Source organism: Acinetobacter halobius, assembly GCF_044130335.1.
Taxonomy (GTDB): domain Bacteria; phylum Pseudomonadota; class Gammaproteobacteria; order Pseudomonadales; family Moraxellaceae; genus Acinetobacter.
In genome coordinates this window covers 19,503-42,387 of sequence record NZ_JBIQOD010000011.1, presented here as the reverse complement: position 1 = coordinate 42,387, position 22,885 = coordinate 19,503, and the positions used below count along the sequence as shown (strand labels likewise).

The 22,885-nt window shown below is 40.4% G+C and carries 19 protein-coding genes; 7 read left to right on the top strand and 12 right to left on the bottom strand.

Features of this window, described 5'->3' with window-relative positions; genetic code table 11:
* Positions 1–33 precede the first annotated feature (33 nt).
* From ndk to ACE01U_RS10775, 12 genes are all read right to left on the bottom strand, one after another.
* Positions 34–465, bottom strand: a complete 432-nt coding sequence (ndk, locus tag ACE01U_RS10830; RefSeq protein ID WP_004697669.1) for a nucleoside-diphosphate kinase — start codon at positions 463–465, stop codon at positions 34–36.
* A 110-nt stretch (positions 466–575) separates the two neighbouring features.
* Entirely contained in the window at positions 576–776 is a 201-nt protein-coding gene (iscX, locus tag ACE01U_RS10825; RefSeq protein ID WP_086210456.1) for a Fe-S cluster assembly protein IscX, read from the bottom strand.
* A gap of 90 nt (positions 777–866) precedes the next feature.
* On the bottom strand, positions 867–1,418 hold the full coding sequence (locus tag ACE01U_RS10820) for a phosphatase PAP2 family protein (RefSeq protein WP_086210457.1): 552 nt from the start codon (positions 1,416–1,418) through the stop codon (positions 867–869).
* Between the two features lie 169 nt (positions 1,419–1,587).
* Positions 1,588–2,880 carry a glycosyltransferase family 4 protein gene (locus ACE01U_RS10815; RefSeq protein WP_395579435.1) on the bottom strand — a complete coding sequence of 431 codons (1,293 nt, stop codon included), beginning with the start codon at positions 2,878–2,880 and terminating at the stop codon, positions 1,588–1,590.
* Between the two features lie 148 nt (positions 2,881–3,028).
* Complete coding sequence (locus ACE01U_RS10810; protein WP_086210459.1) at positions 3,029–3,445, bottom strand: hypothetical protein; 417 nt, start codon at positions 3,443–3,445, stop codon at positions 3,029–3,031.
* 16 nt (positions 3,446–3,461) lie between these two features.
* Positions 3,462–5,765 carry a fimbria/pilus outer membrane usher protein gene (locus ACE01U_RS10805; protein ID WP_119064696.1) on the bottom strand — a complete coding sequence of 768 codons (2,304 nt, stop codon included), beginning with the start codon at positions 5,763–5,765 and terminating at the stop codon, positions 3,462–3,464.
* Positions 5,766–5,783: 18 nt separating this feature from the next.
* Positions 5,784–6,488: a fimbrial biogenesis chaperone gene (locus ACE01U_RS10800; protein WP_086210461.1), complete on the bottom strand. Its 705-nt coding sequence runs from the start codon at positions 6,486–6,488 to the stop codon at positions 5,784–5,786.
* A 72-nt stretch (positions 6,489–6,560) separates the two neighbouring features.
* A complete protein-coding gene (locus tag ACE01U_RS10795) occupies positions 6,561–7,085 on the bottom strand; it encodes a hypothetical protein (RefSeq protein ID WP_086210462.1) in 525 nt (174 codons plus the stop codon).
* Between the two features lie 885 nt (positions 7,086–7,970).
* Positions 7,971–8,804 (bottom strand): DUF2971 domain-containing protein, encoded by an 834-nt coding sequence (locus ACE01U_RS10790; protein ID WP_395579434.1) that lies wholly within the window; start codon positions 8,802–8,804, stop codon positions 7,971–7,973.
* Positions 8,805–9,030: 226 nt separating this feature from the next.
* The gene (ilvC, locus tag ACE01U_RS10785) at positions 9,031–10,047 is read right to left on the bottom strand and encodes a ketol-acid reductoisomerase (protein WP_086210463.1); all 1,017 of its coding nucleotides are present in this window, start codon (positions 10,045–10,047) and stop codon (positions 9,031–9,033) included.
* A gap of 104 nt (positions 10,048–10,151) precedes the next feature.
* Positions 10,152–10,643 (bottom strand): acetolactate synthase small subunit, encoded by a 492-nt coding sequence (gene ilvN / locus ACE01U_RS10780; protein ID WP_004697653.1) that lies wholly within the window; start codon positions 10,641–10,643, stop codon positions 10,152–10,154.
* Positions 10,640–12,367 carry an acetolactate synthase 3 large subunit gene (locus ACE01U_RS10775; protein ID WP_086210464.1) on the bottom strand — a complete coding sequence of 576 codons (1,728 nt, stop codon included), beginning with the start codon at positions 12,365–12,367 and terminating at the stop codon, positions 10,640–10,642. The genes ilvN and ACE01U_RS10775 overlap by 4 nt, the downstream gene beginning before the upstream one ends.
* A gap of 782 nt (positions 12,368–13,149) precedes the next feature.
* Here ACE01U_RS10775 and ACE01U_RS10770 point away from each other — a divergent pair.
* The 7 genes from ACE01U_RS10770 to ACE01U_RS10740 all read left to right on the top strand — a co-directional run bounded on the left by ACE01U_RS10770 (position 13,150) and on the right by ACE01U_RS10740 (position 22,859).
* Entirely contained in the window at positions 13,150–13,494 is a 345-nt protein-coding gene (locus ACE01U_RS10770) for a DUF4124 domain-containing protein (RefSeq protein WP_395579488.1), read from the top strand.
* A gap of 138 nt (positions 13,495–13,632) precedes the next feature.
* Positions 13,633–16,269 carry a leucine--tRNA ligase gene (gene leuS, locus ACE01U_RS10765; RefSeq protein WP_395579433.1) on the top strand — a complete coding sequence of 879 codons (2,637 nt, stop codon included), beginning with the start codon at positions 13,633–13,635 and terminating at the stop codon, positions 16,267–16,269.
* A gap of 218 nt (positions 16,270–16,487) precedes the next feature.
* A complete protein-coding gene (locus ACE01U_RS10760) occupies positions 16,488–16,997 on the top strand; it encodes an LPS-assembly lipoprotein LptE (RefSeq protein WP_395579432.1) in 510 nt (169 codons plus the stop codon).
* 9 nt (positions 16,998–17,006) lie between these two features.
* Positions 17,007–17,996, top strand: a complete 990-nt coding sequence (gene holA / locus ACE01U_RS10755) for a DNA polymerase III subunit delta (protein ID WP_086210467.1) — start codon at positions 17,007–17,009, stop codon at positions 17,994–17,996.
* A 115-nt stretch (positions 17,997–18,111) separates the two neighbouring features.
* Complete coding sequence (locus tag ACE01U_RS10750; RefSeq protein ID WP_086210468.1) at positions 18,112–19,449, top strand: MacA family efflux pump subunit; 1,338 nt, start codon at positions 18,112–18,114, stop codon at positions 19,447–19,449.
* Positions 19,450–19,451: 2 nt separating this feature from the next.
* Entirely contained in the window at positions 19,452–21,443 is a 1,992-nt protein-coding gene (locus ACE01U_RS10745) for a MacB family efflux pump subunit (RefSeq protein WP_110974647.1), read from the top strand.
* A 9-nt stretch (positions 21,444–21,452) separates the two neighbouring features.
* Positions 21,453–22,859 (top strand): efflux transporter outer membrane subunit, encoded by a 1,407-nt coding sequence (locus ACE01U_RS10740; RefSeq protein WP_395579431.1) that lies wholly within the window; start codon positions 21,453–21,455, stop codon positions 22,857–22,859.
* The last annotated feature ends 26 nt before the right edge of the window (positions 22,860–22,885 follow it).

Below are 22,885 nucleotides of genomic sequence, written 5' to 3'. Positions count from 1 at the left end.
ATAATAACACTTATCTGGTTTGAATACTTCGAATTAACGAGTACGCGGAGCAATCTCAGTTTGAGCGAAGAAGTAGTTCACTTCACGATCAGCAGATGCTACAGAGTCAGAACCGTGAGCAGCGTTTTCGTCGATGCTTACAGCGAAGTCAGCGCGGATAGTGCCTGGAGCTGCTTCTTTAGGATTCGTTGCGCCAAGGATTTCGCGGTGAGCAAGAACTGCGTTTTCGCCTTCAAGCACTGAAACAACAACTGGACCAGAAGTCATGAACGCAACTAAGTCAGCAAAGAAACCACGTTCTTTGTGCTCTGCGTAGAAACCTTCAGCTTCAGCTTGAGTCAAGTGTTTCATTTTAGTTGCAACGATTTGAAGACCAGCTTTTTCAAAACGAGCAAAAATGTCACCGATGTGGTTTTTAGCAACTGCGTCTGGTTTTACGATAGATAAAGTACGTTCAATAGCCATGATTGGCTCCTTAAGTCAATGTAGACATGAAAATTTTGGCGCATTATACCGAGATAATGCACAATTATCTGCTTTTACTCTGTAAAAAGTTGCTTTTTTCGATGCACGGATTATCGTGCTTCGTCAATCCATGCCATCTGAATTGCCTCAAGCAACCCTTCAGTTGACTTGTTAGGATCATCACTAAAGTCTGGTAAGGCACACACCCACGCATGTAAATCTGTAAAACGAATCCACTGCGGATCGACATCTGGATGAGCTTCATAGAGCTCAATAGCAATATCAATAGTGTCCGACCAACGTAAGCCCATAGTGGCGTCTCATCACAATATAGAAGATGCTGTACTGTAGCAAACTCTGAAATTTAAGCGTTAGTCTGTTTTGTGCAAAACTGCACTTTTTTACAACACGATATTTAAAAGTGGTGCACTACAAATTAAAGCCACTGCTACAACCGCGCCAATTGCAGCCCCGACCAAAACATCACTTGGATAATGTAGCCCCAAAATCATCCGAGATGCAGCGACCAAAACAGTAAAAGGCAACATAAGGATCAATAAAATTGGCTGTACGAAACCTAGCAATGTACTCACCATCACCGCATGTAAGGTATGACCTGAAGGGAAACTAAAATGATCAAGCGGTCGCTCACCCATTCGAATCACCTGATGCACTTGATAAGGTCGTGGACGAATCGTTTTTATTTTTAGAACCTTATAAATCAAAGTACCGCATAGTGAACCCAAAACCAAATACACAATTTGCAGACTGTAGACTAGACCTTGCAACAGCCAAGTTAAAGCCAACATGGTGTACCAAAAAACACCATCGCCCAATCGGCTGATTCGTTTGAAAAAATTGGCTACTGTCTGTGAATGGGAAAAATGATTAAGATAAACACAGCCCTTTAGATCTAAATCTAATATTCTTATTTTTGCAGTTTTAAGATTCATACCACTTCTCCTTAACAACAACGTTGAAAGTTCAGCTGGAAAATCATTGTTATGCCGACGATTTTAGCCCGTCTAAGGGATTTTATTACGCTTCATTTTAAAGGATATTTTTGACAGTTTGATGATCTTCACTAAACTCATCCATAAATACCCGCACTCATTTACAATTTTAACCACGAAGTGATGATGATGCTTTTAGACTCGCCACCTGATATAAAGCTTGCTCAAACTGTTTCACAGGATATTGCCAACCAACACTTTCAATATCTTGACGCGCTTGAGCACCCATGGTTTTAAGTACAGTTTGCGCTGGCAACTGTATAATCGTTTGCATAAAATGTGCCACCTGTCCAAAAGGACTCAGCCAACCTGTTTTTCCATGTTGGACATATCGCTGCGGGCTTGCATAATTATACGCCACCACAGGTAAACCACTTGCCATCGCTTCAAGTACCACATTGCCAAAAGTTTCTATTTGACTAGCAAAAACAAAAACATCCGCACTGGCATAGGCTTGAGCGAGTGACTGTCCTGTTAAGCTGCCTGTAAAAATCACATCTGAACCATTGGCCATCTCCGTTAAACGCTTACGATCTGGCCCATCCCCCACAATCACCATTTTAAATTTGCGTGATGACTGCTTCTTGATATTCAAATAACTTTGAATGAGCACATCCACCTCTTTTTCAGGAGATAAACGCCCTACATATAAAAGCACAGTGGTATTTGCATCTGCTTGCCAATACAGACGCATTTGTTCCGAGCGATGTTCTGGCTGAAAACGTATGGTATCTACCCCTCGTCCAACCTCAACCAAAGGACAGGTCACTCCAAAATCCTGAAGTTGATTTAACGTGGTTTGACTCGGCACACAAGTGAGTACCGTATGGTTATGAAACCAACGAAGATAGCTTTCAATCGGCTTTACCAGCAAAGCCAAATCAAAAAAGCGACTAAAATCATGAAAAGTTGAATGAAAGCCACTAGATACTGGAATTTGATGTGCTTGAGCGGCATACAGTGCAGTCAATCCCAAAGGGCCTTCCGTTACAATATGCACGACATCTGGACTGAAACGCTCAATCGCCTTGCTGACTTTGACATACTGAGGCATGCCAAATTGCATCTCCGTATATTTTGGAATACTTTTCGCCCAGACCAAACACTCCTGTTCGGCCTGAAACTCTGTGCATATATTTTTTTGTATTGGGCGAATCAACTGAATGCGATGCCCCTGTTTTTGCAAGCCTTTACATAATTGTAACAGTGAATTTGCGACACCATTGATTTCTGGTGACCATGTTTCAGTCACGATAGTAATTTTTAATTTAGGCTTAAGAGTTTCTTGAAGCAGGGAAAGCTCTTGCTGAAAATTTTGTTGATGTTGTTGTTTTAAATAAAACCGCTGTGGTTCGGGGAAATTGTGCTGTTTGAATAATTTTGTTGTCATTGAACCGATCATACTACACCAAACTTTTCTTATTTTAAGTAAAGCTTAACTGAACTATTTGACAGTTTGATGATTGAATGATGAAACTAATTTAACACTCCCCACGCAAAAAGATAGGCCACTTGGCCATATCTTTTATATATGAAGCATTACACTTCGTTTAAAACATTAAGTTAATATAAAGGTTATCTCGATAAACTCCAGCCGGCGTCAATGCCGTTGGTCGCTCCATCAATTGCACCAATACCACAAACTTACTTTGTGCAGTTGCAGGTTGTGAGATAGGACTATTCCAACGCGAAGCACTCGCACCCGAAATATTCATTTGCGTTCTTAGTTTATGATTTTTCTCATTCACTAAATAACTGCTACCCGTTGCATTCATTAAATTACGAGAATTAAACTTAATCGCATAATTACTATCGCATGCGACTGAAAAAGAAGTCGCAGCCTGACTTAGATAGGAAGAACTCAAATTCAGCTGGCTTGAGGTTAAGCGCTCAATTTGACACTGTTTTGCATAGGTCAAAGCTGATGCTCCTACACAAAACACGAATAAAACAACTCTCAGTTTCATGGCACTACTACTCCATCTATTTACAATGAAGATCCATTGCTGGTTGATTCTCTTCATTTACTGTATCTGTAATATTGAGTTCTGCTGAACAACTGCGCGCATCTTTGGTTTTAATCTGTATATTATATGTACCAGGAATCAAACCATAAAGCATGACACTACCATCAGTAGAAATCGGATAAACTTCCCCTTCACCATTATTATTAATATAAAGTTCAGAGCCTGGTGCAAAAGTATTATTATTACTGTCTAATGGTCTTATATTGACTTGTTTTGCATGAAAAACAGGAAAATCTATAATATAACCACGTTGGTTCAATGCTGTTAATTGTTTATTTGAATATTGTATTTTATCTTCCACAGGTAATTGATTTTGATCAAATGCAATATCATATTTTACATATGGAATAATATCATGAATAAACGCATAGCCTTTTTTATTGGTTTTATCAACATAAGTCAGTGACCTCAAAATATCAATATCCTGATAATCACCCACTTTAACCAATGTAAATGCATTGTCGACCATTTTAGTGAAACTGAGTTTATTACCTAACCAGACTACTGCACCTCGGTAGTTTAGCTGTGTTTCGCGATCATCACGACCTTGAATATGATAGAAGTCCAAATCACCCACGTCAGTTTTTACTACACCATTTGCATTAAACATCGTTTCATCATTACGACGATTGACCCCAACTGAATAATCGAAACCAACCTGATTAGAGTCATATTTAACCAATTGAAGGTTGGTATTCTGATCTGCTGACTGACTAAAATAAACCGACTTATCATCAAAACTATAACTAAGTGACAAAATCCCCCCAGAATCCTTACGATCACCAAAAGCATTGAAATAACTTAAACCAAAGGAGACTCTACGTCCGAAATTTCGATTAAAGCCAATATTAATGACTTTCTGATCACTATTCGGAAAATCGGGGTCATCATAATATTTTTGTTCGGCATAATTAATATTAACATTCTGTAAATACGGCACATTACTCATACCAAAGTAAGCAAGATTTTCAAATTTTGGGTAATTAGAAGAAACCCCTAATTCATCTCCAAGAAATTTAAAATTCCTCTCTGTATATTTAGAACTTGCTCCCATTGAGAAACGGCCAAAGTCTTTACTTGCAGATAATCCATAAGAATAATTAAACTGGTTATCATCATCATGAGATGCAAGGACTACACTATCCAAAACGAAAATATTGCTAACAGCCTGTGTCCACATAAAGCCTACATTTTGTATATCTTTACTGTATGACAAGTTTGTTCCAAGCGTTGTAGAGTTTGTCAGTCCTTTTCGATAATAAGTATTTACAAAGAAATCACGATAATCACTACTGTCCATATTATAGTTATAACGTAATTTACCAACAGCAATACTATATTCATTCAAACCTGAGCGTAGCAGCCGATTGGTTACCATGATCGGAAAACTCTGCACACTTCGATTTCCAAGTACATCTTCAACGACAATTTGAGCATTACCTGCTTGTTGAATTTGCGCACCCATTAATAAATTATAATCACCAGGACTGACTTTCTGGCTGTATATATTTACTCCATTGATATACAAATCAACTGTGGAAGGAACCCGCGCACTGCCTTGTAAACTTGGCATATTCCAATAAATAAAGTTTGGTCTCTCGGTATAGTTTGTTCCCCAATTCAATCCCGCAAAACGTAGAGAATTAATCAAGGGATTATAGGTTGTAGTGGTATCACCGATGGTTAACCGAGTCATATTTTTGGGAAATTCAAAATCAACACTACTACTGAGTCGCACCACCCGTTCATCTGTAGGGGTGTTCTGGTATAGCATGGAGTTTTTCATGATCCAGTAATCTTTAAAAACCCCTAACTCCATCAAGCCACTATAAGAGTCATTATTATTGCTATTGGCATATACGAAATCATAATTAATAAAGCCACCAAAACTGGCCTTTTCAGGAATGATGTTATTGTTTAATGCATTAAAGTCCGTTTCAAAAAGTTCTGTTGGAATCGTGAGCTTAATGGATTGCGATGAATCATCAAAAGTTGACTGAACACCACTTGATGACACCAAGCAGAATTCTGGTCGCGAAGCTAAGGTTTTTAATTGCGCAGTTGAAATTTGACGTTCTGCCAGTACCTGACATTCAAGATAATATTGATCGCCCTGCTTTAATAAGGCGACATCTGTATGATGATCTAGATCATTAATCCAAAGGTTCGCAATATTTTCTTCCAGCACACCCTCACTGGCATTTACATTGAGTGCTAAAAAAAAATGAATAACGATCAGTATTTTTATTTTCGTATTCATTACACCCCCCACCTTGGACTAATCCGAGAATTTGAGTTCCACCATTTTATCGTTCTTATCTGTAAACAATTGAACGTAATAATTTTTAGGGTTTGTTATTCGTGTATTGTTTAGATCATAAGACATACTTTTATTTGCAAGCAAATAATTCATGGTTTCCGTTTTAAAAACTTCTTTTTTATTTGCATCTACAATTTTCAAATTTGCGATTTGAATATGCGATTTTGCATTATTTTTAACAATCAACTTATTATTTTCAACGTTGAAATTTAGTTTAACATCTTCCTGCTTACCAACAAAGAGGGGTAAATTAAAGCTGACCAGAAAATTTACTGAAGATTCTTTTACAGCCTGTGGAATTTCATCAACAATCACACGCCATGTCCCTTCTTGTTGCCCTTCTAAAACCGACTCTACCGGACGATTAAAACCGACGCGAATGGTTTGCTTGCCATTGGCTTGTAAAATAAAATTCTTAGGGTTAATAATTAAACTATTGTCAGGCTCAAGCACATTTTCGCCATTGTCTTTTTGAGTCCACTTAAATGCTTTAACTTCAAAAATTCGCTTTTCTGTCTCATCTTTAGATTCTAGGGTTAATGTTGTTGTTCTTTGCTTTGCGGGATTTTGAATATACATTTGGACTGGGTCAACTGAAACACCAGCATGTGTTCCCGACATATACAGCATCGAAGACACCAGAATTGCTATTATTCTTTTCATGTTACACCCCTTATTATAATTTTAAAAAACCTAACCTGATACTGTGATCAAGTTAGGCTTAGTTTGACCAGATTAGTAGTAAACTTTAATTTTATAAGTATCGTTGTATGTACCCGCACGTTGGAAGGCACTTACTGCTGCATTTGTAACAGATACAGAGTATACATCATCAGCTAGACCATTGTGATTTGAGTTACCAAATGGAATCACACCACCGCCTGTTTTATTTGTAACAATTGTTGTTGGTACACGAACACTACCATCATCTTCATGTTTCACATAAGTGCTGGCACTTGTACCAGTGTTTGCTGTTTGAATGTTAAGCGTATAGTGGGTATTACTCCGCACAGTGTAGGTTGAACTCTGAGTTCCGCCATTTTTATTCAACGTAATGGCACTACCACCGAGCACTTCACATTTTTTAGGAATTTCCAATTTAATTGGAATATCTTTTTCACAACCAAGTGAAGTACAGTTACCCCAATTATATCCGCCACCACCACGTGCTGCTTCGCCACCTTCATCATCAGCAAAAACTGCTGTTGAGCCAAGACCTAATGCAACTGCCATTAAAGATGTTTGAACTAACTTATTCATAGCCATTCTCCGGGACGTTTATTTTTAAAACCTGATTAATTGTTATGGTTACCCTTAATCAAAACTGGGCCTTTCTTGGCTACCAAGCTTTTTGTTAAGCGTGTTTTAATTGTAGTTATTCTGAACAAAAAACCACCTATACGCCCCTTTTCACTCAAAAAGACAACAAGTACGCATTTTTTAAAAAAGTAAATTTAAATAACTATTTTTATTTATATTTTTATATATCCTATATTTTTGAAGTCCCAAAAAATAGTTACACAACTTTCAGGGATGCACTTTTTTTGTGCATTTTAATATTTAAAATAGTTCCCTGTTTTATATTGGAAATTTATGACATTTTAGTTTTACATTTCATTACATCTTCGATTGAATAATTTCTTATTTTGCTGAAAATTTCATTTTTCATTCTTTTTTTAGTTGAATTTTCAACTATTTTATACATTTATAGCGATTACTTCATGAAAACCGAAAGTTTATTCACATCCTATTTACCCAGTTCTAGGGATTGAATAAGATGACCAAAACCTCACTTTCAAACTTAAAAATTACATGAATGTGCGTTTTAGAAAACTTAAACCGACACTTCAAACCTAAATGTAATCTCAAGTACTCTTTTCTAGGATTTTCTTTATGAAAAATAAAATCCACAAAAACATTATTAATCCAATAATTTTATAAAGCTTTTAGTGACATCAATACAATTTAGTTTTTAGATTGGCATTATTGGAAGCTGCGTATACATCACACTATAAATAAATCAAAATTCTTTTGATTTATTTATACCAGTACTATTAGATTGGTAGCACTTTAGCTAAAAAATTTAAGGCACTTATTCTCTCCCTCATAATACTATCTGAAACTAGATACAACATTTACGATATATCATTTGATTTCTTGTTTCATGAGCAACCAACGCTCTACATCTACGCCAACACGATAGAGAGAAATACTTTTTCGTTGACATGTAGCCTTTAGTCTTTCAATTGGATCTGACAATTCTACATCCTGTTGTGCTTTATTTTTCTGCTTCCTCATCTGGTCTCTATAACAATTCTCACCAATATAAATTTCCATAAAAGCTTCTTCTGGTATGTCGCGCAAATAGATTGGCCTTGTTTCTAATTGCAATCTCTTCCAAACCAGACCGTCTATTATTTCTTCTTTTTTACTCGAATAGTGATATGCAAAATTTGCACTGCTGATATTTTTAACAATACGCACTTCTTCCTCATAAGCCCAACATACAGACTTATATAGAAAAGCATGTTTTAAAAAACGTTCATGCTTTTTCCAACTCATAACTGAAGAATCCCCTATCGCCATTAAATCCTCATCATTGATATTATTTGTAGCTTTGGGTGCCGTATTTACATATATAATTTCTCCCCGATGTGCTGGAATAATGTATTGCTCATCATTTTCAAAACCTGCTTTGACCGTATCTATTCCAATCACCATTCCTTTATAACAATCTCCATAATGAGACCACATTAGAGGATTTAGTGGTGCACGAGTAAGCGAAAGAACGGTATATTTTCTTGATAGGCGATTTCGGCATGCCCCAAAGCGAACAGCTTGAGAAATACTGCCCTCCGTCAGACCTAATGCAGTAGCCTCAAATGGATCATTAAAATCCTCTAAATGCGAAAAACCTAAAGCACACGTTTCCAGAATCTTTAAGCCAGCTTCAAAGCTCACATATTTATACAAAATCATTGTGCTTATCCAAACAAAAACCTGCCAAAGCCAATTTTTTATAGCATATAAATCAGCTAGACTAAAAACTTAGTCATCTCTTTATCTACGAGTTTGTTCCTTGAATCCAAGGTACAAAAAAAGATAAAAGCACTGCTTTTATCTTGTTGAGGTACCTAAGCTTAAACATAAAAAAACCCACTCAAATAGAGTGGGTCTTCGCATTCAAATCAATTGATTCAAGAAATTAGTTCTTTTCTTTATCTACGATTTTGTTTGCTTGAATCCAAGGCATCATCGCACGTAACTTACCACCAGTTACTTCAATACCATGTGCTGCATTTTGACGACGACGAGCAGTCATAGATGGGTAGTTCAACGCACCTTCTTGAATGAACATCTTCGCATATTCACCAGATTGGATACGTTTAAGTGCATTACGCATCGCTTCACGAGACTGTTCGTTGATTACTTCAACACCAGTTACGTATTCGCCATATTCAGCATTGTTCGATACTGAATAGTTCATGTCTGCAATACCACCTTCGAACATCAAGTCAACAATCAACTTAAGTTCGTGTAAGCATTCAAAGTAAGCCATTTCAGGTGCATAACCTGCTTCAACTAAAGTTTCAAAGCCCATTTTAACAAGCTCTACTGCACCACCACAAAGAACTGCTTGCTCACCAAATAGGTCAGTTTCAGTTTCTTCACGGAATGAAGTTTCGATGATACCTGTACGACCACCACCTACGCCTGAAGCATAAGAAAGTGCTACGTTGCGTGCATTACCAGATGCATCTTGGTGAATCGCGATTAAGTCAGGAACACCTGAACCACGTTGGTATTCAGAACGTACTGTATGACCTGGTGCTTTTGGCGCAACCATGATCACGTCTAAATCAGCACGTGGAACAACTTGGTTATAAAGAACAGAGAAACCATGAGCAAATGCTAATGTTGCACCTTCTTTGATATTTGGCTCGATCACGTCACGATAAAGCTGTGATTGGAACTCATCTGGAGTCAAAATCATCACTACATCAGCTTGCGCTACAGCAGCAGGAACTTCAGCAACTTTAAGACCTGAATTTTCAGCTTTTTTCCAAGAAGTAGAACCAGCGCGTAAACCTACAGTTACGTCTACACCAGAATCTTTAAGGTTAAGCGCATGCGCGTGACCTTGCGAACCGTAACCAATGATCGCTACTTTCTTAGATTGGATGATAGATAAGTCGCAGTCTTTATCGTAAAAAATTTGCATTGCTGTCTCCGCTAAAATGCTTTGTATTCTGTAATTTCACCAAGAGTTTATTTTTTGATGAAATCCTCCTTTTTATCAAAAGGAGGTTGAATCGTGTTAATTAATTAAATGGTTAAAACTTTTTCGCCACGCGCGATGCCTGAAACACCAGAACGTACAACTTCAAGAATGGTATTCTCTGCTAATGCATCAATAAAACCATCAATTTTTTCAGTCGTACCCGCGATTTGAATGGTATAAGTCGTTGGGGTAACATCCACGATTTGCGCACGGAAAATGTCCGCAGTTCGTTTAATTTCAGCACGTGCCGAGCCAAGTGATTTGACCTTAATCAACATCAATTCACGCTCAATATGCGCACCTTCAGACAGATCAACCACTTTTACAACTTCAACCAGTTTGTTGAGCTGCTTCGTGATTTGTTCAATTTTATGGTCATCACCATAAGTCGTTAGAGTCAAACGAGATAAAGTCGGATCTTCGGTTGGCGCAACGTTTAAGGTCTCAATGTTATAACCACGTTGAGAAAATAAACCCACCAAACGAGAAAGCGCACCTGCTTCGTTTTCTACAAGTACAGAGATAATGTGTCTCATGACGTGCGCTCCCCTTTACCTAACCACATATCTTGCATTGACTGACCTGCAATAAGCATTGGATAAACATGCTCGGTACGGTCAACCATAACGTTGATAAATACACATTTATCGTTGATTGCCATTGCTTCTGCAAGCTTAGACTCAAGCTCATCGGCATGGTTAATCTGAATACCTACATGACCATACGCTTCCATCAATTTAGGGAAGTCAGGCAATGAATCTACATAAGAACTCGAATGACGTCCTTCATAGTTCATATCTTGCCATTGCTTTACCATCCCTAAAGCTTGGTTATTCAAGCAGAGGATTTTTACGTTAAGGTCATATTGCTTACACGTCGAAAGCTCTTGGATACACATCTGGATGGATGCTTCACCTGTGATACATACTACTTGTTGGTCTGGGAAAGCTAATTTCGCAGCCATCGCGTAAGGTAAGCCCACACCCATGGTGCCAAGACCACCTGAATTAATCCATTGACGTGGACGCTTATACTTGTAGTAGTTTGCACCAAACATTTGGTGCTGACCTACGTCAGAAGTAATGATTGCTTCACCATTGGTGATTTTATCCAACGCTTCGACCACTTGCTGTGGCTTCATTGAACCATCAGTCGGTTTGTCATATTTCAAACCATGAACTTTACGCCATTCATTGATTTGTGCCCACCACGCGGCAATGTCTTCAGGATTTGGTTTAGACACATTCATCTGCTTGAGCTGTGTCAACATTTCTTGAAGAACAGGTTCTACCGCACCCACGATTGGGATATGCGCCATGATGGTTTTTGAAATCGTCGCAGGGTCGATATCAATATGAATCACTTTTGCATTTGGACAGAATTTTGCAGGATTGTTGGTGACACGGTCATCGAAACGCGCGCCAATACACAAAATCACATCAGCATTGTGCATGGTCATATTGGCTTCATACGTACCATGCATACCCAACATACCAATGAACTGTGGATCATTGCCTGGAAAGGCACCCAGACCCATCAAAGTATTGGTCACTGGGTAGCCTAGAATATGCGCCAACTCAGTCAACTGTTCTGATGCATTACCTTGTACAACACCACCACCTGTATAAATTACAGGGCGTTTTGCGTGAATTAGCTCTTCAATGGCTTTACGAATTTGACCTGAGTGACCACGATGCGGTGGTTGATACGAACGCATCTTCACTTTTTCTGGGTATTCGTAAGCAAACTTTTCAGCAGGATTAGTTGCATCTTTAGGAATATCAACCACCACAGGACCTGGACGACCTGAAGATGCGATATAAAAAGCCTTCTTAATAATCGAAGGAATTTCGCTGGCATGGCGCACTTGGAAACTATGTTTTACGATCGGGCGAGAAATACCGACCATATCTGTTTCTTGGAATGCATCTTCACCAATTAAATGTGACGCAACCTGACCTGACAAAATCACCATTGGGATTGAGTCCATATAAGCCGTTGCAATTGGAGTCACAGTATTGGTTGCACCCGGACCTGAAGTCACGAGCACCACACCCGTCTTACCTGTTACGCGCGAGTAAGCATCGGCCATATGACCAGCAGCTTGTTCATGGCGCACGAGGTAATGATTGATTTTGTCTTGTTGAAAGAACGCGTCGTAGATATGTAAAACTGCGCCGCCTGGGTATCCAAATACATGTTCAACGCCTTCGTCCGCCAATGCGCGAACGAGCATTTCACCACCAGATAAAAGTTCCAACGTGATTCACCCTAATCTTTATCACTGCAATGGTGGGAGGCACCAGCAGTGTTTCATTCATTGATTGTCTGCACTGTTATAGCACACATATTTCTTAGTTTTCATAGCAATAGGAAAAAATTCTGATCTGTATGCTGTTTGAGCACTATGAGATCTAAAATGTGTTGGGATAAACACATTTTTTTACTTTGTTCACGGTCTCGGCTAGAAAGCGTGTCCATTGCATGAAATGACACTTTATCGAAGGGTGATCGAGTAAAGGCATATAAAACTAAAGACAGCATTTTTAGGAGTTTCGTGACTAATGTCAAGTTTAAAAATTAGCTTTTTTTTGTTTATTTACAGACCGTTTATTTTTTATGCACCTTGATCAAAGAAACGAGGAAAGTTTTTCTTTATTTTTTAAAGTTCAAACCCATGATTTTCTATTGCTCTGAATTTATTAATAAAAAAAGGTCATGAAATCCATAAATAAGTTTAATAATACCTTTGCTTTAAAACTATTTCGGCACTTTGCATATTAAGTTTTTAGGCTTAAACCCATTTTTATATACAGATTTTTATAAGTTTATTCTTCTTTCTAACTGTGCCAGAACACATATATTGTGATGTCAATTGAGTATTACAGCTAAAAAACACAAAAAAACTTAGATGAAAAGACAGGCCAAACAATTTTTATTGTTCAAAAATAAGCATAAAATAGCCATAACGATAAACCCAATCAAATCGAATGATTAGGGATATAAAAAGGACAATCGCAGATGAGTTTTCCGTTTACAAAAATGCTTCTAGGTTTGGCTTGCATGGGGCTAACCGTGGTGACTACACAAAGCTTTGCCAAAACCTATTATAAGTGGGTGGACAGCCAAGGCTCGACACATTACACCACCACGCCACCACCCAAAACAGCAAAGAAGCAAGGTAAAATAGATACTTATGGTTGGAAGAACTCGCCTCAACAGACGACAACAGAAGCACCGTCCCCAAGCAATGTCCCGAGTCCTACACCAGCAATACCAGATGCTGTACCCACTGTAACCCCCGCAGCACCCGTGGAATTGGAAAACCAACAACGCGACGCCAATAAAGCATTACAAAAAGGTCAACGGGCTCAACCTGCGATTTAAACAACTCATACAGTTTCAGCTATATTTTCAACTTCTTTAATTTCCTGCACAAATCATGGTGCAAAATTCACTTTTAGGTGCATTTTGCGCTATGCTGTGCAACAAACTTTTTTTAATCATTGTTCTTAACATACGTATATGACTACTCACATTGACCCCGAATATCAAGCGAGCGCGATTGAACCTACCGTCCAACAAGACTGGGAAGCTCGTAAAGCCTTTAAAGTTGCAGACACTGTAGAAGGTCCACATCGTTATATCCTCTCGATGTTCCCTTACCCAAGTGGCAAACTGCATATGGGTCATGTGCGTAACTATACCATTGGCGATGTGATTAGCCGTTTCCACCGTCTCAAAGGGGAAACTGTCCTGCAACCTATGGGTTGGGATGCATTTGGTCTACCTGCTGAAAACGCTGCGATTGCTCATCAAGTTGCGCCAGCAAAATGGACTTTTGAAAACATCGCATATATGCGTGATCAGTTAAAAAAATTGGGGCTTTCTGTCGATTGGGATCGTGAGTTTGCGACCTGTACCCCTGAATATTACCGCTGGGAACAGTGGTTGTTCGTACAACTGTACAAAAAAGGCTTGATCTATCGTAAGCTTTCAACTGTGAACTGGGACCCTGTAGACCAGACAGTTTTAGCCAATGAACAAGTTGAAAATGGTCGTGGTTGGCGTTCAGGTGCATTGGTTGAAAAACGTGATATTCCAATGTACTACTTCCGCATCACCGACTATGCACAAGAATTATTAGACGATTTAGATACCTTAAAAGATGGTTGGCCACAACAAGTCTTGACCATGCAACGTAACTGGATTGGTCGTTCAACGGGGATGGAAATCACCTTCCCTTCTGCGAACACTGAAGTCTATGCAGATGGTTTAACCGTTTACACCACGCGTGCTGATACCTTAATGGGTGTGACTTATGTTGCCGTTGCAGCAGAACACCCTATGGCACTGAAAGCGGCTGCCGTCCAATCAGAAGCGGGCAATCCTGAACTTGCTGCATTTATTGAAGAATGCCGTATGGGTTCAGTCGCAGAAGCTGATTTAGCTACTGCTGAAAAGAAAGGCATGGCAACAGGTCTGTCTGTGAAGCACCCTGTGACAGGTGAAGACTTACCTGTTTGGATTGCGAACTATGTGTTGATGTCATACGGCTCAGGTGCTGTGATGGCAGTGCCTGCACATGACGAACGCGACTTTGAATTTGCCAATAAATTTAACTTGCCAATCAAGCAAGTGATTGATGCGAAAGGCGCTGATGATGCTGAATACTCAGCAACTGAATGGCAAGAATGGTACGGTTCTAAAGATGGCAAATTGGTGAATTCTGGCGAGTTTGATGGTTTGGAATTCCAAGCTGCGTTTGATGCTTTCCTTGCAAAATTAGAACCACAAACTTTAGCGAATGCTAAGGTTCAATTCCGTTTACGTGACTGGGGTGTATCTCGTCAACGTTACTGGGGTTGCCCAATTCCAATGATCAACTGTGAAAAGTGTGGTCAAGTCACCGTACCAGAAGATCAATTGCCAGTGGTATTACCAACTGACGTCGTTCCAGACGGTTCTGGTAATCCATTGAACAAGATGCCAGAGTTCTACGAAACCAAGTGTCCTAGCTGTGGTGGCGATGCGCGTCGTGAAACCGATACTTTGGATACCTTTGTAGAATCATCTTGGTACTATGCACGTTATGCATCTCCAGACTTTACTGGCGGTATGGTTGATCCTGCTGCGAGTCAAACATGGCTTCCTGTAAACCAATATATCGGTGGTGTTGAACACGCGATTCTGCACTTACTTTATGCACGCTTCTTCCACAAATTGATGCGTGATGAAGGCGTTGTACAAGGCAATGAACCATTTACCAACTTGCTCACCCAAGGTATGGTCTTGGCAGATACTTACTACCGTGAAGCGGAATCAGGCAAGAAAACATGGTTTAACCCTGCGGATATCGACCTTGAGCGTGATGAAAAAGGTCGTATTCTGTCTGCGAAATACCAAGGTGACGGTCAAGAAGTCATTGTTGGTGGCCAAGAGAAAATGTCGAAATCGAAAAATAACGGTATCGACCCACAAGCTATTATTGATCAGTACGGTGCAGATACAGCACGTGTCTTCATGATGTTCGCCGCTCCACCAGATCAATCATTAGAATGGTCAGATGCAGGTGTGGAAGGTGCAAACCGTTTCTTGAAACGTGTCTGGCGTTTGGTTGCAAACTTCCTTGAGAAAGACAATACAGCATCTAGCATTGATACAACGCAATTATCTACCGAAGCCCAAGATTTACGTCGTAAAACGCATGAAACCATCCAAAAAGTGGGTGATGACATTGAACGCCGCCATGCCTTTAACACAGCCATTGCAGCAATGATGGAACTGTTAAATGCCAACAACAAGTTTGAAGCGAAAACTGATAACGATGTTGCTGTTGCACGTGAATCAATCACGACTCTATTAACCTTACTTGCGCCATTTGCACCGCACTTGAGTCAAACGCTATTAGCTGAATTCGGGTTGGATTTAACCACTGTATTATTCCCGACTGCAGATGAATCTGCACTGGTACGAAATACACAAACGATCGTGGTTCAGGTCAACGGTAAACTTCGTGGTAAATTAGAAGTGTCTGTCGATGTATCGAAAGATGATTTGCTTGCTTTAGCTAAAGCCTTGCCAGAAGTTCAACAATTCTTGACGGGTCCAACCAAGAAAGAAATTGTGGTACCCAATAAATTAGTAAATTTGGTGGTTTAAAGCCTTTGAGCCTCCCTTTTATAAAGGGAGGTTTGGTGGGATTTTATTAGAAAATCTCCCTTGCGAAGCATTGCTTCTCACCTCTTTCAAAAAGAGGCGGAAATGAAAAGGAATAAACAATTCCCAAACAAAGCCCGTTGCCAGTCAACGGGCTTTGCACATACAATCACGACATATTATTTTTCTTTTATCAAAAAGAGCAAAACAGAGGACAACACATGCATTTAGGCAAACGTTTGGCAGCCATTGTTTTAACTTGTGGCCTAGGTGCAAGCTTAGTCGGTTGTGGCTTTCATTTAAAAGGAACCAACCCGAGTACAACACCGATTGCTTATTCAAAAATAAATCTAGTTCTGCCAAAAGACACTGATGAGTTACATGAAAAATTAGCCATCTACCTTGGTGCATCTGGGGTTCAGTTGAGCAATCGTTCAGATGCCTATGTACTCCATGTTTTAGACTATAAACCACAGCGTTTAGAACTCAATGGTAAACTGATTGAAGTCATTTTACGACTAAACGTCACCTTCCGTATTGAAGATGCGCAAGGTCGCCCGATTACGGAGCCACGAACAGTTGTCGCGACACGTACATACCAATATAACGTTGAAACCGTCAACACCGATGATCAAGAAAAGACTTACTTGAACCAAGTCATCGTCGATGATATTGCTCAACAAATTGTTCGTCAGATTTCTTTGAATCGTTTACCCCCTGCCCAACAATAAGGTTATTGAATGAAACTTGACTATCTGCAAGCCTTAAAACGTGTCGATGAAGCCCGTGGTGCGTGGGTGATGCAAGGTCAAGAGCCATTACTTGAACAAAACTTACTAGATGCATTTCGGATCAGCTGGCAAAAACAAGAGATCGAACGGCAACGTCATGACATTAATAATGTTAATGATTGGAAAAATGTCTTTAATGCACTCAACAGCTTATCCTTATTTTCCAGCCAGTTAGCCATTGAAGTTCATGGCAATATTAAGCCTGATGCCAACGGCCTTAAGCTGCTAAAAAGTTATATCCAAAACAATGAACAGAATTTGCTTTTGGTCGTGATGCCCAAGCAAGACAGTGCCAGCCTAAAAACTGGCTTTTTTCAAACTGTTGAAGCCAATGGTGTGCATGTGGCCCTGACCGCGAATTATCCGCGGGATCGTCAGCAGATTTTAGGCATTGAAGCAGATAAACTGGGGATAAAACTCAGTCAGGATGCATGGCAATGGTTAGAACAGCATCATGAACATAACCTACTTGCAGCAAAAAACAGCTTGATGCGTGTCAGCGATACTTTTGCTGAAGTTGAACTGATTCAAATTGATCACTTACAAGCTTGTTTGCAAGACCAATCCCGTTATAGCACCTTCGATTTAAGCGATGCCCTACTCGAAGGAAATTTAGCGCAATCCATTAAAATTTATCAATATCTGATTGCTTCAGGCGAACCTCTCAGTCTGATTTTGTGGAGTATCAGCAAAGAAATGCGTTTATTGATGCAACTATTTGAACAACCACAAAATGCGCTACAACTCGGCATTTGGAAAAATAAAGTTAGCGTCTATCAACACGCTTTACGTCGACTAAATCCGCACTGTTTTTTGACATGGCCCCATTTATTACTACGGATTGATGCTTCAATTAAGGGTTTACAACATGAAAATGCAGAACATGTCGTGATGCAAGCGATTGCCTCACTCTGTGGAAAATCACTTTTTCCAGCTTAAATTCACGGTATCTTCATTTTTAAAATAATAATCATTTCTATTTGTTCAAAAAATTCACGATTTATCCGTATTTCGCTTCTATAATGTTCCTAATTTTGTTTACTCCCTGATTCCAATGCAAAAAATAAAAGCTTTTAAAATGATCATAGCAGTACTCTGTATTGCTGTAGTTGCTTATGTCGCATGGACATACTTCAAGCCAAAACAAGAACAACCTCAATATATTACCGAAAGTGTTAGTCGTGGCGACCTTGAAAACACGGTATTAGCTACAGGCACTTTAGATGCGACCAAACTGGTAAGTGTCGGTGCACAGGTATCAGGCCAAGTACAAAAAATGTATGTGCAATTAGGGGACGAAGTCAAACAAGGACAATTAATCGCTCAAATTGATTCAACGACCCAAGAAAACAGCTTTAAAACAGCAGAAGCAAATATTAAGAATCTGGAAGCGCAGCGCCTACAACAAGAAGCCAACTTAAATGAAATGCAGTTGGCCTATAAACGTCAACAACAAATGTATGCCCAAGATGCAACATCTAAAGCAGAATTAGAATCTGCCGAAGCAAGCTATAAAACAGCCCAAGCCCAAATAAAAGCGATTGATGCACAAATTGAATCTGCAAAAGTGACCAAATCAACAGCTCAAACCAATATTGGTTATACCCGTATTGTGGCACCGACTGACGGTACCGTTGTTGCGATTGTGACTGAAGAAGGTCAAACGGTGAATGCTAATCAAAGTACACCAACCATTGTCAAAATTGCAAAGCTACAAAATATGACCATTAAGGCACAGGTCAGTGAAGCGGACATTATGAAAGTGCAAAAAGGACAAGCTGTGTACTTTACAACTTTAGGGGATGACAGCAAACGTTATGCAAGTTTGCGTCAGGTTGAGCCTGCACCAGACTCAATTACAGATGATGACACCAGTACCAGTACATCTACAAGTACAGCTATTTATTATAATGCGCTATTTGATGTGCCAAATCACGATGGCAAACTTCGTATTGATATGACAGCACAAGTATATATCGTACTTGACTCTGCAAAAAATGCCTTGCTTGTCCCTTCTTCTGCGCTTTCTACCCGCACTACAAATGCAAATCGTAGTAGTAACTCTAATACAGAGGCTGCATCTTCTGCACAAAATAAATCTGATGCAGATCATCCACAAGCTCCTCGCTTAGAGCGTCTCAAATTAAATGCTGCACAGCAACAATTGGTCAAAGACGGCAAAGCAACGGTGAGTGTCGTTCGTGTTTTACAGGCAGATGGTTCTGCTCAACCTAAACAAGTCTTGGTTGGTATTAATAACCGTGTCAATGCACAAGTTATTGCAGGCTTAAAAGAAGGTGATCAAGTGGTCATTGCTGACAGCTCTGATACTGCTGCTGCAACCGCAAACAGTAGCAACCGTCGTCGTAACGGCCCACCGATGGGAATGTAAGCATGACAAAAAGAGCCTTGCTTGAAGTCAGCAATTTGGTGCGAGAGTTTCCAGCTGGCGAAAGTACTGTACAAATTCTCAAAGGGATTGATCTGACCATTTATGAGGGTGAACTGGTTGCCATTGTCGGGCAATCGGGTTCAGGTAAATCGACCCTCATGAATATCTTAGGTTGTCTTGATCGACCAACTTCGGGTAGTTATCAGGTCAATGGACGAGAAACTGGCAAACTTGAACCAGACCAACTGGCTGAGTTGCGTCGTGAGTATTTTGGTTTCATTTTCCAGCGTTATCATCTCTTGGGTGATCTCTCAGCCGAGGGAAATGTCGAAGTTCCTGCCGTTTATGCTGGAGTGAGCCCTTATCAAAGAAAGCAGAGAGCCACTGCGCTACTGACGGAACTAGGTTTAGGTAACAAAACTCAAAACCGTCCAAGTCAACTTTCTGGGGGGCAACAACAACGTGTATCAATTGCACGTGCGCTAATGAATGGTGGAGATGTTATTCTCGCTGATGAACCAACAGGCGCATTAGACTCGCATAGCGGTATCGAAGTAATGCGAATTTTACGCGAACTGAATGCCGCAGGCCATACCATTATTTTGGTCACTCATGACATGCAAGTGGCAAAAAATGCCTCGCGTATTATTGAAATCAGTGATGGTCTAATCATTGCCGACCGAGTTAATCAACCCGAATACGACACAGAACTACATACAGATCCAGATGCAGAAACTGCGATTTCTGCCCAGCAAGAAAAAAATAAAAGCGTCTCAGCATGGCGCTCCTTGCTCGACCGTCTAGGTGAAGCTTTCCGCATGGCACTGTTGTCCATGAATGCTCACCGCATGCGAACTTTTTTGACCATGCTCGGTATTATTATCGGAATTGCGTCTGTCGTAACTGTAGTGGCATTAGGAAATGGCTCGCAGAAGCAGATTTTGAATAATATTAGTAGCCTAGGAACCAATACCATTACCGTATTTCAGGGACGTGGCTTCGGTGACAACTCTAAAACGGCTAATTTCAAAACGCTTGTTCCAGGCGATGCCGACGCTTTAGCAACTCAACCCTATGTGAGTGCTGTCAGCCCCATGGTGAGTTCATCCAAAACGATTCGTTATCAAGAAAATGAAGCCAGTGCCACGATCAATGGAATTGGTGCCGACTACTTTACAGTCAAAGGTCTCACCTTTAAAAGTGGACAAACCTTTGATCAGCGTAGTGTACGTGATCGTACCCAAGACGTAATCATTGATACCAACACCCAAAAACAATTCTTTAGTGACGGATCTGATCCTGTCGGTCAAGTGGTCTTACTTGGCAGCGTGCCTGCGCGCATTATTGGAATCGTGGAACCACAAAACAGTGCTATGGGCTCTGATGACACCTTAAATGTCTATATGCCTTACACGACAGTAATGAGCCGTATGCTCGGTCAGAGCAATGTGCGCAATATTATTGTGCAAATCAATGATAAATATTCAACCAGTGCTGCTGAAAATGCGATTGTAAACTTACTCACCCTACGTCATGGTCAACAAGACGTATTTACCATGAACAGTGACAGTATTCGCCAAACCATTGAAAAAACCACCAGTACCATGACCCTATTGGTTTCTGCTATTGCGGTGATTTCATTGGTAGTTGGTGGTATTGGTGTGATGAATATTATGCTGGTATCGGTCACAGAACGGACGCAAGAAATTGGTGTTCGGATGGCCGTAGGTGCACGTCAGAGTGATATTTTACAGCAGTTCTTGATTGAAGCCATTCTAGTCTGCCTAATTGGTGGTGTTTTGGGTGTACTACTCTCCCTTGGACTAGGGCAAATCATTGAGAAGTTTGCAGGGGATAATTTTGCTGTGGCTTATTCCACCACGTCCATTATTGCCGCATTTGTCTGTTCAACTTTAATTGGTGTGGTGTTTGGTTTCTTACCTGCAAAAAATGCAGCCAAACTTGATCCTGTTGCAGCACTCGCTCGAGAATAAGGAAAAAATATGCCTTTTTTATTTACACGCCTTTGTACTGCAATGCTGCTTGGGAGCACATTGGTTGGTTGTGCAGCCGTGGTTAAAACCCCTTATCAAACGCCAGTCGTACAAACGCCGACTCAGTTTCAGTATGACAAAGCGACTGCACAACAACGCCAACAAGCGATTTATACCGACCAATGGTGGACGTTGTTTGGCGATACACAGCTTAATCAACTGGTCGATGCCGTGCTCGCAAAAAATGCCGATCTGGCCGTTGCAGGGATGACCTTAAAGCAAGCACGCTTACAAGCAGAACTTGCAGAAAATCAGCAAAAGCCACGTGTCAATTCTACGGTATCTACAGGTCATCAGTTCGACTTAAACTCAGGCAATGACAGCTCAAGCGGTCTGTCTTTAGGTGCAGGTTTAAGTTATGAAGTCGATTTATTTGGTAAATTGGCCCGTCAAACTGAAGCAAAAAGATGGGAAGCTCTTGCCACCGAGCAAGATTTACAAGCCACTGCTCAAAGCTTAATTGGCACCACGGCGAAGCTATATTGGCAATTGGCCTATTATAATGAAAGCCGTATAACAGCTGAGCAAAGCCTTGCCACCTCGCAAAAACTCTATGACTTGGTTAAAGTTCAGTATCAAGCTGGGGCTGTATCAGGACTGGACTTAACCCAAGCGGAACAGTCCGTACAAAGTCAAAAAGCCAGTCTAAGTCAAATTCAGCAAAGTTTGGTCGAGACCCGTACCGCAATTGCAGTGTTACTGCATATACCTGTGCAGCAGTTAAGTGTTGATGAACCACAGCGTTTACCACGTTTGGCTTTGCCAAGTATTGCAGCAGGCTTACCTGCCGACATTTTGTCACGCCGTCCAGACTTAAAAGCGGCTGAGCTACGTTTACGTGAGAGTTTAGCCACTAAAGATGCTACCACGGCGAGCTATTATCCTTCGATCAGTTTGACAGGGAATCTAGGATCAACGAGCACTTCACTAACGCAACTGCTCAAGAACCCTGCTCTAACATTAGGCGCAAGTTTAAGTCTACCGTTCTTGCAATATAACGATATGAAACGCGACCTTGCGATTAGTCAATTGGACTATGAAAAAGCCATCGTGCAATATCGTCAGACCTTGTACCAAGCCTTTGCCGATGTGGAAAATGCACTGTCTGCACGAACTGAGTTGAGTCAACAAGTACAATTACAACAGCAGAATTTAGAACTGGCTGAAAAAGTGGAACGTTTGACCCAAGTGCGTTATCGCTATGGTGCCGTGGCTTTAAAAACCTTGTTGGATCAACAAGAAACCACGCGTACTGCTCGCTTAACCTTGGTCAATACCAAACAAAGCCAATACAACGCTTACGTGACCTTGATGCAAGCACTCGGCGGTAGCCCGATTCAACAGCTTCCTCAATAAAAAGCAGAATAAAAAACGGCACATGA